The following is a 15,888-nucleotide window of genomic DNA, read 5'->3' on the forward strand; positions in this document are numbered from 1 at the left end:
CCGGTTCAGTCGTGAAGAGTGACTTCTTGAATCCGGATTCCGAGGCCCGAATAGGAAACCGGCTCTCCGGCAGCCTCGCGGACGGCCTTCAGCCCCAGGCTGCCGACACCTCTGCGTTCGAGTTCACGGCGGGGGAGCACGTAGAAGTCCCACTGGGCGGTGTCCAGCGGATCGTAGGCGGCGTGTTCGACGGCGGTCTGCACGGCGAAGACGTAGACATCAGCGTTGTACGACACGGTGCTGGAGTACCCGGTGAGAGGACTCCAGGTGCGGGCGCGCAGCCCGCTGAAGCGGACGGCTGAAGGGCCGCGCTGTTCCCACGCCTGCAAGTAGGCGCTGGTCTTGACCTCGATACGAAGCCCGTCCGTGGTCTCGACGTCGTGGCTTGCCCATTCCACGCGTGGCCGCCGTGAGCCCACGGCCTGGTGAACCAGGAACTCGGCGAACAGCCCCCGGGTGTTGTTGACTCTCAGGTCCGGCATGGCGAACCGCCAGAAATCGAGCACGGTGACGTCGCTGATACCAGCAAGCGGCTCGTCTCCTTGCAAGGACGCGGAGGCAGGCGGAGCCAGGAGAGGCTCCTGTGAGGCTGGCTTCATGGCGGAAAGTCTGCCACCGGGGCTCTGCGTGTTCCGCTCGCCCACGCTCAGACCGCCTGGTCGGTTCACCAGGGCCTGTCGGGATGCCGGTCCACCGGCCAAGCGGTCCGCGTCCGCCGGACGGCGGCTGCGGATTTCACATGCCGTGCATGGAACGGCCCGCCCCGGCCCCTCTAGTCTCCTGGCATGGCAGCAGAAGGAATGCTCGCCGCTCGCCGCCACGTCGATTTCGGCAGGCTGGCGAGCGCGCTGTGTACGGCCGCCACGGCGTGATCGCCGGGGCCGGTCGCTTGTCGGCCGAACGTGATCCCGGGACTGACCGGCGGTCGTCGCAGTTCACGCAGCCGTCGTGGCAGTGAGCCGACTCTGACCCGTCGGCTCGCCCCGCCCCGCCCCGTCACCGGGTCCCGGCCTCCGGCCGGCCCGGCCGCCCAGCGCCTGAACGCCGTCCCTGAACTCCACGTGTTCACAGCTCGGTTCAGCACCCCCTCGTCCCATCGAAGGACCACAGGAGGAAACGACCCATGAGTACCCACGACAGACCGCGGGTGAGCCGGCGCGGCTTACTGGCCGGCTCGGCGGCGGTGGCCGCCACGGCAGCCGTACCCGCGGTGGCGCAGGCCGCCGCCGCGAGCACCGCGGACACCACGGCCGCCGCGCCCCGCCCCAACATCCTTCTGATCGTCACCGACGACCAGCCCAAGCACACCGAATGGGCGACCCCCAGGACGGTCGACTGGCTCGCCGGGCGGGGCGTGAAATTCACCAACGGCCATGTGACCACGCCCCTTTGCGCACCGTCGCGGTCGTCGATCCTGTCCGGGCGGTACGCCCACAACCACGGCGTGCGGAACAACGGGGCCTCGTACCAGCTGGACCAGAGCACCACCCTTCAGCGGTACCTCCAGCAGGCGGGCTACCGCACCGGACTGTTCGGCAAGTTCCTCAACTCCTGGAAGCTCGCCGAGAATCCGCCGCACTTCGAGGACTTCGCGCTGCTCCAGCCGGGGTACGTCGACGCCCGGTGGAACATCAACGGCACGGTTCAGACCATCAACGGCTACACGACCGAGATCATCAAGAACCGGACGCTGGACTTCCTGGACGAGGCCGCGACGGACAGCCGCCCCTGGTTCGCGTACGTCACTCCGTACGCCTCGCACGGGCCCCGCAGGCCGGAGGAGAAGTACAAGGGGACGGCCGTACCGGAGTGGAACGGACGTCCCTCCGTCCCCGAGGCCGACCGGAGCGACAAGCCGGGCTACATCCGCGACGCGACGGGGACCCTGGCCGACGGCCGCCGCATCCGCGCGGAGCAGTTGCGGACCCTGCGGTCCGTGGACGACGCGGTGCAGGCGTTCAAGGACAGGCTGACGGCCCTCGGACAGCTGGACAACACCCTGGTCGTCTACATCGGGGACAACGGGTTCGGCTGGGCGGACCACGGCTGGACGAAGAAGTCGGTGCCCTACCGGCAGGCGCACGAGGTGCCGTTCTACCTGTCCTGGCCGGCCGGTGGCCTGGGCGCCGCAACCACCGACGACCGCGTCGTCGCCAACATCGACATCGCGCCCACCGTCCTCGACGCGGCCGGGATCACGCCGGGGCACTCGCAGGACGGGAAGTCGCTGCTGACCTCGTACAGCCGCGATCACCTGCTCGTCGAGTGGTGGAAGCAGGGCCCCGCCGCCGAGGGGCCGCCGACCTGGGCCTCGTACGTCGCCAAGGACAAGCAGTACACCGAGTACTCCGACCTGACGACCGACGCCAACGGCGTGGTCTCCGGCACGGGGCAGCTGAAGTTCCGGGAGTACTGCGACCTCGCGGGCGATCCGCACCAGCTGAAGAACAGCCTCTACCAGGCGACCCCGCAGGACGAGCGGAACCTCGGCATACCCGCTCTGGCGGCCCGGCTCGCCACCGACCGCACCAGCTAGTGCCGCAGCAGGCAATGTTCGCCCCGTCGCGACGCCCGGCACGTCCTCTCGCCGCACCGGACGAAAACCCAAGTACGTCCAGTACTAGGGCTTCCGGCCGGCGCACCGAGAGCACGCACCGGACGCCGCTCCTTCACGGGCAAACATTGCCTGCCACGGCACTAGCCAGAAGCCGCGTCCCGGCCGGGGACCGGAGTGACCGCTGTCGTCCCCGGCCGGCCCGTCGGCCCGCCCGAACAAGGGAGCCGCTGTGCCCCATGCGTCCACTGTGCCTGTCGCGTCGATTGCGCCTACCGCGTCCGCCGTGCCTCCCACGCCCTCCTCTTCCTGCTGCACACCGGGCCACGGTGGCGCCGGGACCGTCACGGTCTCCCCGGCGCGGCCCCGGTCCCGGCCCGCGTCCGCCGACCGGGTCGCCAGGCAGCTGGTCGGCCTTCCCGGTGGCCGTTTCCTCATGGGCAGCGAGGATCCGGACGGCTTCCCGGCCGACGGCGAGGGCCCGGTCCGCGAGGCCGAGGTCGCCCCCTTCCGCATCGCGCCCGCAGCCGTGACCAACGCCCGGTTCGCCACCTTCGTCAAGGCCACCGGCCATGTCACCGAGGCCGAGCGCTTCGGCTTCTCCTTCGTCTTCGCCGGCCTTCTGCCCGACGAACTCGCCGCCTCGGCGGCCCCGGTGGCGGCGGTCCCGTGGTGGCGGGCGGTACCGGGCGCCACCTGGAGACACCCGGAGGGCCCGGGTTCCTCGTTCGCCGCCCGGCAGAACCATCCCGTCGTGCACGTGTCGTGGAACGACGCGCAGGCGTACTGCGCGTGGTCCGCTACGCGGCTGCCGGGGGAGGCGGAACGGGAGTACGCCGCGCGCGGCGGCCTGGAGCGGCGGCGCTACCCGTGGGGCGACGAACTGACGCCGGGCGGGCGGCACATGTGCAACATCTGGCAGGGCGAGTTCCCCACGCACCACACGGGCGGGGACGGACACCCCGGCACCGTCCCGGTGACGTCCTACCGGCCCAACGGCTACGGCCTCCACAACATGGTGGGCAACGTCTGGGAGTGGTGCGAGGACTGGTTCACGCCGGACACGACCCGGGTGATGCGGGGCGGCTCCTACCTGTGCCACGACTCGTACTGCAACCGCTACCGCGTCGCGGCCCGCAGCTCCAACACGCCGGACAGCTCGACGGGCAACATCGGCTTCCGCGTCGCGATCTGAGGGGGGTACGGCCCCCCGACAGGTAGCGGTCCGGCCGACCGGTCAGCGTAGCTTGCGGTAGGTGGCGCGCAGGTCGTCGATCCATGCCCCGGGGTTCTCGTAGGGCCCGAAGTGGCCGCCCCTGGCATGGACGTTGACGTCGCGGACGTCGGCGTAGAACTGGCCACCGCCGGCCTTGAAGATCGCGATGCGTTCCTCGGCGGTCTCCGCGCCGGGTGAGGAGTCACCGAGCAGGAAGGTGAAGCCGGCCGGGGCCTGGACGTAGGGCTTCAGGTCGTTGACGGGTCGCGGCGGATGGAGACTGGCGTTCTTGTAGGCGCGGATCGAGGAGCCGATGGCCTGGTTGACCCAGTAGATGGTGGCGAAGGTGAGGATGTCGTCGGCGGGCCAGGTCGCGTCGAAGTCCGCGTCGCGGTCGCTCCACGTCTTCCAGCGCTTGAGGACCCATGCCAGCATGCCGGCCGGGGAGTCGTTCAGTCCGTGGGTGAGGGTCTGGCCGTCGAGCAGGTGCGCGGCCACGTGGGAGACGTAGACCTTGTTCCGGCGCAGGATCCGGGCGCGGTCGGCTTCGGGGAGGTCCTCGGTGCGCAGGCCACCGGTCAGGTCCCAGTAGCGGTCGCCCTGGAACATCGCGGGCGGCATCTCGTTGCCGAGGTGGACGCCGTACAGGGAGTCGGCGTACTTGTGCCCGAGCCGGGCGCCGACGAGCGCGCCGTAGTCGGCCGCGCCGACGCCGTACCTGCGGTGGCCGAGCACCTCGGTCATCAGGGTGTGGAAGCGGTCGGCCATGTCGGCGTAGTTCTCACGGGGGTTGGTGAGGGGGGTGGAGAAGCCGAAGCCGGGCAGGGAGGGGACGACCACGTCGAAGGCGTCGGCGGGGTCGCCACCGTGTGCGGCGGGGTCGGTGAGCGGGCCTATGACCTTGTGCCAGTGGTGGTGGGTCCAGGGCCAGCCGTGCATCAGGAGCAGGGGGATCGGCGCCGGGCCCCTGCCTCGTTCGTGGACGAAGTGCACCGGGGTGCCGCCGATGTCCAGACGGTGCTGGTTGAAGGCGTTCAGCTTCCGCTCGGCGGCCCGCCAGTCGAAGCCGTCGGCCCAGTACTCGATCAGAGGCTTGAGGTAGGCGGTGCGCAGACCGTAGGTCTCGTCGTCGTTCTCCGGGTCGGACGCGAACCGGGTGGCCTTCAGCCGGGCGCGCAGGTCGTCCAGTACTTCCTGCCGGACGTCGACGACGAACGGCTCCAGATCACGGGGAGAATCGGTGCTGCTGCTCATGGCGGTGCTTCCTTCCATGCGAGCCGTGCGAGGACGATCGGCTCATTCGAGGGTGACGACCGGCCCCGACGGTGGGGCCGGTGGTGGTGTCAGTACGCGATGTCCATCCGGACCCGGGTCAGTACGAGCTCGCTGATCTTCCAGACCCCGTCGACCTTGGTGAACCGGGGCCGGTAGTGCCCGAAGCCGTGCATGGAGGTGAACCGCGGCCTGCCGTCCGGCCCGGTACTGGCGGGGCGCTTGATCAGGTCCTCCATCGCCCACACCGCGCGGGCGGAGGTCTCGGTCTCGACGTCGATCTCGTCCGAGAACAGGTGATGGACCACCACTGCCCCGGGACCGACACTGGCCGCGATCGACTCGGCGATCTGCGACCGGCCCGCCATCCGCCGCGCGACGGAACCGTCGACGTCGTGCGGGGTGAACGTCCCGTCGTCAGTGAAAAGCGACGCCAGCTCTTCCCAGCGCTGCAGGTCGGCGGTGCGCACATAGCGCGCCATCAGACGGCGCAGATCCTCAGTGATGCTCAGGCGTTCGATCGCGCTCAGGGGTTCGATGACGTCCATGGGTCGTGCCGCTCCGTTCCGCTCGTCACTGCGCGGCTCCCCGGCACGCCTCGGCGTCCTTCGACGTCGCAGCGGGCGGGACCACGAGGAGAGCGTGTGGTGGACTTGCCGGTCCATCGGAGTGTGCCGATGCATTATTGGACCGGCAAGTCCAGTTCTGGGCGGTGCCCGGACGCGAGGGTCGCGCGGTGGCCGGAGGCGGGACCTCGCTCCGGGCTCACCAGCGCCGTCGAGCCGCTCAAACCAGCGGCCCGTCGCCGTCCCGGTCGCCCGACGGCTGCTGCCCGGCCCTCCCCACGGGGATGGGGCGTCCCGGGCCGCGGGGACGGGGCGTCCCGGGCCGCGGGCCTGGGTCCTGGGCCCGGACGGGCGGACTGCCGGGCGGGCCGGGTCGGGCCGTTCCCGGCCGGGCGGAAGGACAGGCGGCTGGGGCGGGGAAGGACAGGCGCTGGGGCGAGGGAGGCCAGGCGGCCGGGGCGGGGGAGGGCAGGCCCGGGCGGGAGTCCGGGCGGCCGAGCGAAGGGTCGGACGCCCGCCCGGACGCCCGTCCGGACTCCAGACCAAGGAACCAAGGACGACTCAGCGCAGCCCGGCGAAGAGATCGTTCTCGGGCACGTCCGCACCGGTGCTGTCCTTGACCCGCACGAAGGTCTCCACACCCATCAACTCGCCGAACCTGTCCTTGCCCATCTTGAGGAAGAAGATGTTCTCGCCCTGGCTGGCGTGCGCGGCCAGCGCGTCGAACTTCTGGCCGCTGAACGCGGTGGTGTCCACCCACGTGGTGATCTCTTCGTCGGGGAGCCCGATCTCGGCCATCGCGGCGGCCTCGGCGGGGTCCGGCTCCGGCATGTCCCCTCCGAACTCGCGCATGATCTCCCCGAACCGCTGCATCCCCGAGCGGGGCACCGTCGTCCAGTACACCTTCGGTGTCAGCGCGGCCATCTCCACCGCCGCCATCGTGATCCGATGGGCCTGGATGTGGTCGGGATGACCGTAGAACCCGTTCTCGTCATAGGTGACGACCACATCGGGCCGGTAGTGCCGCATCAGCTCCGCGAGACGGGCGGCGGCCTCCTCCACGGGGGTCTGCCAGAAGGCCCGGGGGGCCTCGTTGCTCGGCCAGCCCATCATCCCGGAGTCGGCGTAGTCCAGCGTCTCCAGATCGCTGACCTTCAGGACGTCACAGCTGGCTTCGAGCTCCCGGCGGCGCATCGAGACGACGGCCGCCGGATCGTGCCCGGGATCACCCGGCTTGACACCCCCCGGCCCGTCCCCGCAACCACCGTCGGTACAGGTCACAAGGACCGTGCGCACACCCTCCGCCGCGTACCGCGCGAGGACCCCGCCGGTGCTGGTGGCCTCGTCATCGGGGTGGGCGTGCACTGCCATGAGCGTCAAGGGGTGGTCATTCATGAGAAACAGTCCTCCTGCGGAACTACGTCCAGATACGCGGCGGGCGCATCACCGATCCCGGTCCGCAACACGCCGAACCGGACGCCCCGGCCCCGCCCGCACGGCGCCGGTTCCTCGACTGCAACCCCACCGCCCACAGTGACTGTTCCCGGCACGGCCACCCGGCTCGCCCCCGAAGGGAACCCACCCCACCGAGACCCCACTCCGCACCCACGTCCACGCGGGGCCCACGGGGCGGCAAGGGAGCCCACAAGAGGTGAAGGCCCCGGTCTCAGACCCGGGCCTTCACCCAAGAACAGGGGACGAGGGCCGGCGCGCGCTCCGAGCTTGGGAGCCACCCGGAAGCTGCATGGCCCGCAGGCCTCTGAGCTGCGGTGAAGCCCTGGACGGCAGCGCCCTGGTCGCTACCGTCCAGGGCTAGCGGTAACCGCCGCTCACCTGCTGAACTGCACGGCTCGAAGTCGCCCGATGACGCGCGGAGGGCCTGCCACTGATCCGCCCGCACACGCCGTGACTCCGGGCCGCGATGTCAAGCCCGGGCAGGTGGGTTGATCATGATGCAGCCGTCTTTGGCTGCCCGTGGTGACGCACAGTCACCACACCAGTCATCTCCACTGTGGTCCGTGGTGATGCAGCTGCCACACCTGTCATCACATCGCCACTGCTGCCGAGCAGGCCAAGCCGAAGAGTGTGGTGGCCGCGTGGATTTTGCGCACGCGCGGGTTCCTTTCGGGGTGATAATGGGCCGGAAGGTTATCAAGATATCGAGCACACGTCGCATTCGCATGTGCGGATTCGAAATCTGACCCTATTCGTCGCGGGTTGCGGAGTGGGGGTGTCCCTGTCGCTGCACGCGCGGTCGATTGCGATCAGGCGACGGCCGATATCGCGCACATCGGCATTGTCTCGATGCCGTATCAATTCGAATGCCTGCCGTAATATCGTGTACGCTTCATCGGGATCCCCCGCCGCGAGCCGCACATCCGCCAGCAGCGTCCGGGCGGCGGTCTCCTCGTCGATGTCTCCGAGCGCCCGGAATTCCGAGAAAGTCTCATCGAACATGGAAAGGGCCGATCGGGGCTCGTCCGACTCCGTGAAGACTTCGGCCAGGTTTCTGCGTACGGTCGCACGGTCGTATCGACTTCCGTCGACTTCCAGAAAGGACAGGGATTCGTTAAACGAATGACGGGCTGATGTTAATTCGCCCGCCTGGTGTTGTAGTTCGCCTATATTGTTGAGTGTCTGGGCGGATGCGGTTCTATCGCCCGCCTCTCGGAATCCGGCGAGAGCTGCGAAAGTTCTCGAGTGCCTGCTCGTGTTCTCCGAGGGAAAGCATGGTCACCGCGATGTTGTTCCGGCTGCGCGCCATGTCCCAGACGTCGCCCGACCGTGACTTGACGTCGAAGGACTCCTGGAGCAGGACGAGAGCTCTGCGGTTCTCACCGAGATGCCAGTTCAGTGTGCCAAGGACCCGTAGTCCTCCGCCTCGGCAGGTCCGTCACCCAGTGCTCGCGCGAGCTCCCCCGCCGCCGCGGCCTCCGAGTAGTCCCCGATGCTCGCCTCCGCCGCGCAAAGGTCGATCAGAGCCCGGCAGAGTGACGGCGCGCATCTCGTGCGCCCGGCTCCAGTGGATGACGGCATGCCCCAGGAGCCTCTTGGCGTCCTGCCAGTAGCACTCCGACTGCAAGAACCCGGCCAGGGCGGAGCTGAGCCGGGCAGCCGCCCCGGCTCGCCGTTGTGCCGGGCGTGGTCTGCGACAGCCAGGAGATTGCCGCGTTCCGTAGCGGCGGCGTCCGGCAGAGGCGGCGAAGGTGTCGGCAGAAGCGGCGTCGACGCGTTCAGCCGTACGCGTCGGGGATAGGCCATCCGATCCGCGAGGTCGGCTTTCGTGATGTAGAAGCTCGTCAGGCGGTCGGCGGCCCGACGTCGTTCCTGCTCGCTGTCCTCCGCGATGGACAGTCCGTAAGCATACTCGCGGAGCAGATCGTGGTAGCGATAGCGGTCCGGTACGGGCTCTCCAAGTAGCTGGAACGCCAGTAGGCCTTCAAGTATCCGCTCCGTCGTGTCCAGCGGCAGGCCCAGCATGGCGGCTGCCGCATCGGCGGTGAAGTCGGCCTCGGGATGCATCCCGAGGCAGCGAAACGCGGCCCGTTGCTGCGCGGTGAGCGTCCGATAGGAGAGGGCGAACGACCGCGTCATCTCCTGTTCCTGATCCGCGCTGTGGATCTCCGCCAGCCGCCTGGTGCTTCGAGTGAGCCGCTCGGCCAGGATGCCGAGTGTCCAGGACGTACGGGCCCGGAACCGATGCGCCACCAGCTCGATGGCGAGGGGGAGGAACCCACACAAACCCACAATCCGGGCAGTTCCCGCGATGTCACGCGTGCGCTCCTCCCCCGCGAAACCGCGGAAGAGCGCGATGGCGTCCTCCTCCGGTAGGACGTCGAGCGGGACTGACAAAGCCTGCGGGATACCGGTCAGGTGTCTACGGCTGGCGATGATGGTCAGGGACGGCGATCCGCTCGGCAGCAGCGGGCCGACCTGTCCGGGGCCGGTCGCGTCATCCAGGATGATGACCATGCGACGCTCCGCCAGCATGGTCTGCCACAGGGCCGTGCGCCCTTCCAGCTCCGCCGGGATGGAGAAGGCCGGCGCCCCGAGCAGCCTCAGTAGGGTCGCCAGCGCCGCCCTCGCACTGAGCGGTTCCTGGGCGGGTGAATGTCCGCGCAAGTGAGGTGCTGGCGCTCAATCGTGTCTCCGCGAGCGTCCGCCGAACGGTCGCCGCCCAGAGCCCGGGCAGACCGGCCAGTGCCTCTCCCTGCCACAACTGCTCAGCTCGGGACAGCAGTTCCAGTGCTCGCGCGTCACCGTCACTGCCGAGTGCCGTATCCACGAGGTTCTGGAAGCGTTGCCGGTCCACGCGCTCGCGTGCGGTCTTCAGGGTGTAGGTGTGCACCGTCCCGGCGATGGTGGGCGCGTCCGGTCCCGTATCGGCCGCTCGTAGCCGTCGGCGGAGGCGCGACGCATAGGTGTGCGCGTTCTCGCGAGCACGTGTGGGGGGATCGCCGTCCCAGAGCCGTTCGATCAGTTCGCTGATCGCGACAGGACGGCCCGCGTCAAGAGCGAGCGCGGCAAGCAGCACCCGCTCCTTGTCTGATCCGAGCGGCAGCCACTGCCCGTTCAGCCACAGCCCCACCGGTCCAAGAATCTGGAATTCCACCGGCGCCCCGCTTGTCCGGCGGAAGGCTCATGAGCATGACATCACACGCCGAATAGCGCCATGCGCCGTCGCTGTACTTGGCGCGATTCATCTGGCTCCTACTGGTCATTCCAGGTCGCACCCCGGTGGGGTGCGAAGGCGTACGGGCAATTGGTGATCGATCTCGCGTGGCTGGAGGGGTGATTCGAGTACGGACTCGCAGGGACTTCGCGGGAGTGCGGCCAATGGCGAGGTGAGACTGCGTGGTCCCGCCATCCAGGCCCGTGAAGTGCGCGGAGGCAGCCATCTCCACCCGGCGCGTCTGCGCCTGCCCTATGGGCGTTGGCACGCCAACTGTGTTGCTGTCGCGCCCACTTCGGCAGCCAATCGGGCGATCTTGCTTCACTCGACAATCTCCGCACCCCGGGATTGCCGAGTGATCGCCGGAAGTGGTGTGGCTGGAATTGGCAAGGCGCCTCTGCTTTCAGGTGGCCGCGTTTCCTGCGCGCCGAGTTTCCCGAAGCGCCGAGTTCCCGGAGGCCGGCTGTACGTGGACTTGCGCGGCACTCGGCGGGTGAGCCGATGGGACCTGCGGAGATCCTTGGCCAGTTTCTCCGGGTGCAGGGCGTAGGGACGCCGTCGACGGACGCGGTCGAAACTGGCATCCATGTGGCGCTCCCTCGCTGCCGACCGGCGGATCGCGATCAGGCTTCAGCAAGACCAGCCACGCCGCCTTCCCGGCGCCGCCCGAGTCCAGGCGCCGAACGGAGGAGAGGGCCTCTTCGCCGTGCCGTGAAAGCGGAATGCGGAATTCGGCACTCAGTCGGAGGCGCCCTCCTCTACGGTGATCGCATGAGCGAAGACAATCACCTCTCGCTGTCACCTCTTCGTGCCCTGGTGCCCCACGAGGACTGGGCGGAGCTGATGCGGTATCCGAGCAGTATCTATCCGATCGGTCACGCGCTGCTGTGCCAGGGTGCGACGGGAACTCACGTGCTAGCACTGGACTATGGACTGGTCAAAGTCGTCCGGACCGACCGCGACGGGCGGGAGCGACTGCTCGCCTTCCGCGGGCCCGGCGAGATCCTCGGCGAGATGGCACTCCAGGGTGCAGGTGTGCGCATGGCCACCGTCCGGGCAATTGGCGAATGCAAAGCATTCCACGTGCCTGGAGCGGATTTCCGACGCTTGGTGGACAAGCACCGGCTCGCCTATCCGCTCGCCGTGATGGCCTCGCGCCGCCTGTTGGAGCAGGCCGAGATCCATGACGGGGCTGTGCACGAGCGGCTCGCCGTGGCCTTGCTCCGTCTGGTCGAGGTGTCGGGCGGAAATCGGTCCTTCGACCTCACCAGGGAAGACCTGGCCCAGCACATCGATGTGGGCCGCAAGGCCGTCAGTAAGGCACTGGAGACGCTTGGGCAGGACCGGGTCGTGGCCGGGAAGCGCCGGGTCGAAGTGGTCGACGTGGAAAGGCTGCGCAAGGTGATCGAAGCCCCGGGGACACGGTGTGCTTCACGTCACTCATCGTCTGGTCCTGCGGCACGGAACGCTCCCGCGCTCACGGTGAAGCTCAAAGGGCGAGCTGCCGCCCGCACGAGTGCCCCGGCCCGGGCTCATGGAGTTCGGGTGGGCTTCACAGAGGAGTGATATGCGCGAGTTCACCAACGAACTGCCCCAGCGAATCGTCCGCCCCTACACCCACAGCCGGCTGCTCCCCGCCTACCGGGGCATCCTGGCCGTGGATGCCAAGGACTTCACGGGGCGTCCGGCGATCGAGCACGAAGCCGTCAGCCGGGCCGTACCGGAGCTTCTCAGGACCGCGCTGTCGAGGGCGGAACTGGGGGACCTCTGGCAGGACCGTACTTTCCCCGCCTCGACCGGCGACGGCTACGTCTTCGGCTTCGACCCCGCACGTATGCCCTTCGTGATCCACCCGTTGCTGCTCACGCTTCAGGACGTACTGACCGACTACAACGTCCTGTCTCACGGGGCAGCACCCATCAGGCTCCGGGCGAGTGTGCACGTCGGCCCGCTGCCCGACACTGGGGACGAGTTCAGCGGCAACGGCACGGCACGCAACGACACCCACCGCCTCCTTGACGCACGTCCCGTCAAGGCCGTGCTCGCCTCTCACAAGGAGAACATCACCCACGTAGCGGCGATCCTCTCCGACCGCTGCTATGAGGACGCTGTGGCAGGTGGGTACACGGGGCGCCATCCCGACCACTTCGTGGAGGTGGCCGCTACGGTCGACGGCAAGCCGTTCTCCCAGCGGGCGTGGATCTACGTACCCCAGCCGTCCGGGCCGCTGTACGAGGAGGCCCCGGACATCGAGACCGGCGAGGAGGCCGTGCCGGAAGAGGTCCGTCCACGGCTGCACGACGCCACACCGGCTCCTCAGGTGCGCAACAGTGCCCCTCGTGGAAACGTCAACACCGGCACGGTGCACGGTGGACAGAGTGTGGCCAACCATCAGGTCGCTGGCGATCACGTCGAGGGCAACAAGGCCGGTCGTGTCCGTGGACCTCAGGGTGATCAGGTCCGCGGCAACAAGTACCAGGGGTGGCAGTGACGTCGGACGAGGAGCCGCAGCCGACGGTGCCGCCCGGTCTCGCACCAGCCGCTCCCCAGACGCCACTCGGCGACGGGCCGTCGGCTACCGAGGTCGAGTACGACATCCCCGAACTGCTCGACGCCATCGGCGCGGCCGCGAGAGAGCCGATCTCGTTTGTGTACGCCCCGCGGGGAAACGTCAACTCCGGATCGGTGCACGGTGGCCAGCGTGTACACAACGGGTCGACGTCCGAGGGACGCGGGCCCCGGAAGGGGAGAGTGCGCGAGGGGCCCGTCCCGCAGGCGGAAGTGCGGGCCGCCGCCTTCGGGTTCGCGGTCCCCGACTGGTTCGATGGTGCCCTCGCGGAGTTGAAGGAAGGGCCGCTCTTCCTGGCGGGGCGGCCGGGGTCGGGCCGACGCACCGCGGCGCTCAACCTTCTGCGGGAGAGCTGCGGAGAGGGGGCCCTGCTGCGGGCGCTGGACAGCGTTACCGAACTGGACCGCTGGCAGCCCAGCGATCCCTCGGCGCGGGGTTACCTGATGGACGGCCTGTTCCCGTCCCGTCGTCTTGGCCCCGGTGTCCTGGGGCACGTGCGCTCACTGCTGAAAAGGGCCACGGCGCACATGGTGATCGTGCTGCCCGATGACACGGCGTTGCTGCGCCGTCTCGAACAGGACCTGCATGTCCGCCCCGTCCGGTGCGTGCCGCCGCCTCCCGCCATGGTCTTCGGCAGGTACTTCGAAGAGATGGTTCCCGACCAGCGGGAGCGCGAGCGTCTGTTGTCGGCGCTGAAGCGGCGCCATGAGCTGGGCGACCTGTTGGTCCCGCAATTGGTACCCGCCGAGGTGGTGGAGCTGGTGACAGCCATCGTGACGGCGGACGGTGATCCTGAGGCGCTCGGTGACCTGGGCGGTCGGCTGAGCTACCGCGCAGAACAGGAAGTACCCGAACTCATTCGGGAGTTGCGTGGCGACCCGGACGCCCTGGCTTTCTTGCTGGCCGCCTCCGTCTACGAGGGCCTGGACCACCGGCTCATCCGTGAGGAAGCCGTTCGATTGCTCGACCTGTCCGGAGGCCGTCTGACGGCGGAGTTGCCGCCGACGGACTCCTCAGGAGCCGACAAGGGCGGGCGTCCCAACCCGGACTTCGTCTTCCGGCGGTCTCTGACTGATCTGCTGCACGCTGTTCGCGCCGTGCGCCAGGAACGTGCGATCAGCACGGACGGAGCCTACGCGCACAGTGTGCAGGGAGTCGTCTTCCTCAGGCACCGGCAGGCCGAGGTAGTGCTCAGACATGTGTGGCTTGAGTACGGGCAGTTGTCGGACCTTCTGGTGGAATGGCTGCGGGAGGTGGAGCGCACCACCGAACTCAGTCGCCCAGTAGGGCAGTTCATGGGTCAGGCGGCGAGGTGGGGAGGCGGGCGACGCGCACTGCGGCACATCCAGGCCCTCGCCGAGTCGGACCGCACGACCAGCCGTCTCATCGCGGCGAACGCACTGAGTATCGCGGCCGAGGACCCGGTACTCGTCGCGGAGGTGCGCTATCGCCTCCAGCGCTGGAGCGTGGCGGCGGGCGTCCATCTGAGGACGACGGTGGCGTACACCTGCGGTGCGGAGTTCGGGCTCTCACGCCCCGATCTGGCCCTGCGGCTTCTGCATGGTCTCCTCCTCGGCGTGCGGAGTCGTCCTGGTGAGAAGGGTCAGGACGGCGACGGCAGGGTCCTGCTGGCCGTGCGGGCGGCGATCCTGAGCCTTTTCCAGGCCGGTAACGAGGCGAAGGTGTTCGGCCGGCTTGTCGAATGGCTGGACGCGGAGCGATGCGACCCGGAACAGGTGCTTTTGCTGTTCGGCCAGTTACTCCAGTCCCCGGGGTGGTTCGTGCGGCGACTTGCGGATGAGACCCCGGAGGCGGGATTGATAGTCGAATTTGTTCGCCGTGCGTTGAACACGGAGAGCTCGTTCGACGCGACGTGTGCGGCCTTGCTGCGCTGGGCTGACTGGGCGCGGTGGGACGAAAGGCAGTATCGGGCGGTGGAAATCATGTTTGCCGCACTGGCTCGCACCATGCAATTCGGGGAATTCCGGTTGTTCGTCGAAATGGATGAGACCGGTGCGGACGGGTGGGCAGGACTGGACACGGCGCGGGCTTCGCTCGGCAGGTGGCGCGCCGGACGACGGGGGGAGGCGGCATGAGCGACGAGTCAACCGAGCGTCTCTACTTCCGGGTCGCCGGCCCACCCTGGCGGGAAATCCTGCGTCAGCGCTGGTCCGCTGGCAGGGACTGGTCTCTGGTACTCAGGGACGAGGTCGGGGACTACCGCTTCTTCAATAGTGCTGGGGCTGCGGACGACGCCGGACTCTACGGGCCCGCGACGGACGAGGCGGCCCCGCCCAGCCTGCGCGGACGGTACACCGACGTGTTCCGGGTGGATGCGACCGAGCACGTGGACACCCGGGCGGTGGGCCTTCCCACCGTGTACGGAACGGAATCGGTGGACCTGTGGGTCGCGTGGTGGGTCCACGACCCCGTACGCGTCGTGCGCACGAGGACCACGCGCGGCTGGGATGTCGTGCGGAACCGTCTCACCGGCGCCCTGCACCACCTGGCCGAGGAGCAGGCGGTGGCTGACAGCGGGCTGGGGGCCCCGGAGATCATGCAGTACCTCGGCGTGCCACAACACCTGGAGGACACGGGCCTGAGCTATCGGGTGTCCGACGTACGGCTCCGTGAAAGCGGTGAGGAACTGCTGATCGGCAAGGAGGAGGGCGCGGGGGTCCGCTACTCCTGGACGACCAGCCGTCGTGGAGAGTACGAGTTCTGCCTTCAGGCACTGAACGCCGGGCCGGCGTCCTTGGCGGCGCTCTGGCTTCTCAGGCACCCCGACCAGGTGCGCCAGGTGCTGGACTGGTCGGTCGACCACCAGAGTCTGCTGAGCCCTCCGCGCAGTGACTGGCAAGAGGAACTGGCCGTACTGCTGGGCACGCTGACCGATCAGGAGCGCAAGGAGATTTCCTACATCCTGAGGGACCGGATCTCCGCGCTCGGGCGTCCGGTTCCGGGCGGATCCGTCTAACGTCAGGATTCTCTCCGGTAAATCGAGTGAATGGGCGAGTGTGCTGCCTTCGGGTAGCGCAC

At 68.7% G+C, this 15,888-nt stretch carries 14 protein-coding genes and 1 pseudogene; 6 read left to right on the top strand and 9 right to left on the bottom strand.

Translation table 11 applies throughout. The features are described 5' to 3' along the window. Nucleotides 1–5 precede the first annotated feature (5 nt). The gene (locus AB0J21_RS10475; protein WP_363145455.1) at nucleotides 6–599 is read right to left on the bottom strand and encodes a hypothetical protein; all 594 of its coding nucleotides are present in this window, start codon (nucleotides 597–599) and stop codon (nucleotides 6–8) included. Nucleotides 600–1,123: 524 nt separating this feature from the next. On the opposite strand from AB0J21_RS10475, the gene AB0J21_RS10480 reads away from it, so the two are divergent. Further along, complete coding sequence (locus AB0J21_RS10480) at nucleotides 1,124–2,536, top strand: sulfatase (protein ID WP_363145456.1); 1,413 nt, start codon at nucleotides 1,124–1,126, stop codon at nucleotides 2,534–2,536. 424 nt (nucleotides 2,537–2,960) lie between these two features. Then, entirely contained in the window at nucleotides 2,961–3,749 is a 789-nt protein-coding gene (locus AB0J21_RS10485) for a formylglycine-generating enzyme family protein (protein WP_363145743.1), read from the top strand. Nucleotides 3,750–3,791: 42 nt separating this feature from the next. On the opposite strand, the gene AB0J21_RS10490 is transcribed toward AB0J21_RS10485, so the two are convergent. The 8 genes and pseudogenes from AB0J21_RS10490 to AB0J21_RS10525 form a co-directional block, all read right to left on the bottom strand. Continuing rightward, the gene (locus AB0J21_RS10490) at nucleotides 3,792–5,024 is read right to left on the bottom strand and encodes an epoxide hydrolase (RefSeq protein WP_363145457.1); all 1,233 of its coding nucleotides are present in this window, start codon (nucleotides 5,022–5,024) and stop codon (nucleotides 3,792–3,794) included. A gap of 89 nt (nucleotides 5,025–5,113) precedes the next feature. Then, nucleotides 5,114–5,590 (bottom strand): nuclear transport factor 2 family protein, encoded by a 477-nt coding sequence (locus AB0J21_RS10495; protein WP_363145458.1) that lies wholly within the window; start codon nucleotides 5,588–5,590, stop codon nucleotides 5,114–5,116. 579 nt (nucleotides 5,591–6,169) lie between these two features. Then, nucleotides 6,170–7,003 (bottom strand): PIG-L family deacetylase, encoded by an 834-nt coding sequence (locus AB0J21_RS10500; protein WP_363145459.1) that lies wholly within the window; start codon nucleotides 7,001–7,003, stop codon nucleotides 6,170–6,172. 756 nt (nucleotides 7,004–7,759) lie between these two features. Continuing rightward, nucleotides 7,760–8,065: a hypothetical protein gene (locus tag AB0J21_RS10505; RefSeq protein ID WP_363145460.1), complete on the bottom strand. Its 306-nt coding sequence runs from the start codon at nucleotides 8,063–8,065 to the stop codon at nucleotides 7,760–7,762. A gap of 45 nt (nucleotides 8,066–8,110) precedes the next feature. Continuing rightward, nucleotides 8,111–8,233 (bottom strand): annotated as a pseudogene (locus AB0J21_RS10510) (hypothetical protein); the annotation flags it as partial. Nucleotides 8,234–8,261: 28 nt separating this feature from the next. Continuing rightward, entirely contained in the window at nucleotides 8,262–8,462 is a 201-nt protein-coding gene (locus tag AB0J21_RS10515; RefSeq protein ID WP_363145744.1) for a tetratricopeptide repeat protein, read from the bottom strand. After that, on the bottom strand, nucleotides 8,459–9,580 hold the full coding sequence (locus tag AB0J21_RS10520; RefSeq protein ID WP_363145461.1) for a hypothetical protein: 1,122 nt from the start codon (nucleotides 9,578–9,580) through the stop codon (nucleotides 8,459–8,461). Before AB0J21_RS10520 ends, AB0J21_RS10515 begins: the two co-directional genes overlap by 4 nt. Continuing rightward, on the bottom strand, nucleotides 9,561–10,220 hold the full coding sequence (locus AB0J21_RS10525; protein WP_363145462.1) for a BTAD domain-containing putative transcriptional regulator: 660 nt from the start codon (nucleotides 10,218–10,220) through the stop codon (nucleotides 9,561–9,563). Before AB0J21_RS10525 ends, AB0J21_RS10520 begins: the two co-directional genes overlap by 20 nt. An 831-nt stretch (nucleotides 10,221–11,051) precedes the next feature. Between AB0J21_RS10525 and AB0J21_RS10530 the strand changes: the two genes are divergently transcribed. The 4 genes from AB0J21_RS10530 to AB0J21_RS10545 are packed head-to-tail and all read left to right on the top strand — an operon-like array spanning nucleotide 11,052 to nucleotide 15,826. Next, nucleotides 11,052–11,846, top strand: a complete 795-nt coding sequence (locus AB0J21_RS10530; protein ID WP_363145463.1) for a Crp/Fnr family transcriptional regulator — start codon at nucleotides 11,052–11,054, stop codon at nucleotides 11,844–11,846. Nucleotide 11,847: 1 nt separating this feature from the next. Further along, complete coding sequence (locus AB0J21_RS10535; protein ID WP_363145464.1) at nucleotides 11,848–12,771, top strand: hypothetical protein; 924 nt, start codon at nucleotides 11,848–11,850, stop codon at nucleotides 12,769–12,771. Beyond that, nucleotides 12,768–14,945 (top strand): hypothetical protein, encoded by a 2,178-nt coding sequence (locus AB0J21_RS10540; protein WP_363145465.1) that lies wholly within the window; start codon nucleotides 12,768–12,770, stop codon nucleotides 14,943–14,945. Before AB0J21_RS10535 ends, AB0J21_RS10540 begins: the two co-directional genes overlap by 4 nt. Next, nucleotides 14,942–15,826, top strand: coding sequence for a hypothetical protein (locus tag AB0J21_RS10545; RefSeq protein ID WP_363145466.1), 885 nt, complete (start codon nucleotides 14,942–14,944; stop codon nucleotides 15,824–15,826). The genes AB0J21_RS10540 and AB0J21_RS10545 overlap by 4 nt, the downstream gene beginning before the upstream one ends. Nucleotides 15,827–15,888 lie beyond the last annotated feature (62 nt).

Origin of the sequence: Streptomyces sp. NPDC049954, from assembly GCF_040656295.1 — a bacterium.
Classification (GTDB): domain Bacteria; phylum Actinomycetota; class Actinomycetes; order Streptomycetales; family Streptomycetaceae; genus Streptomyces.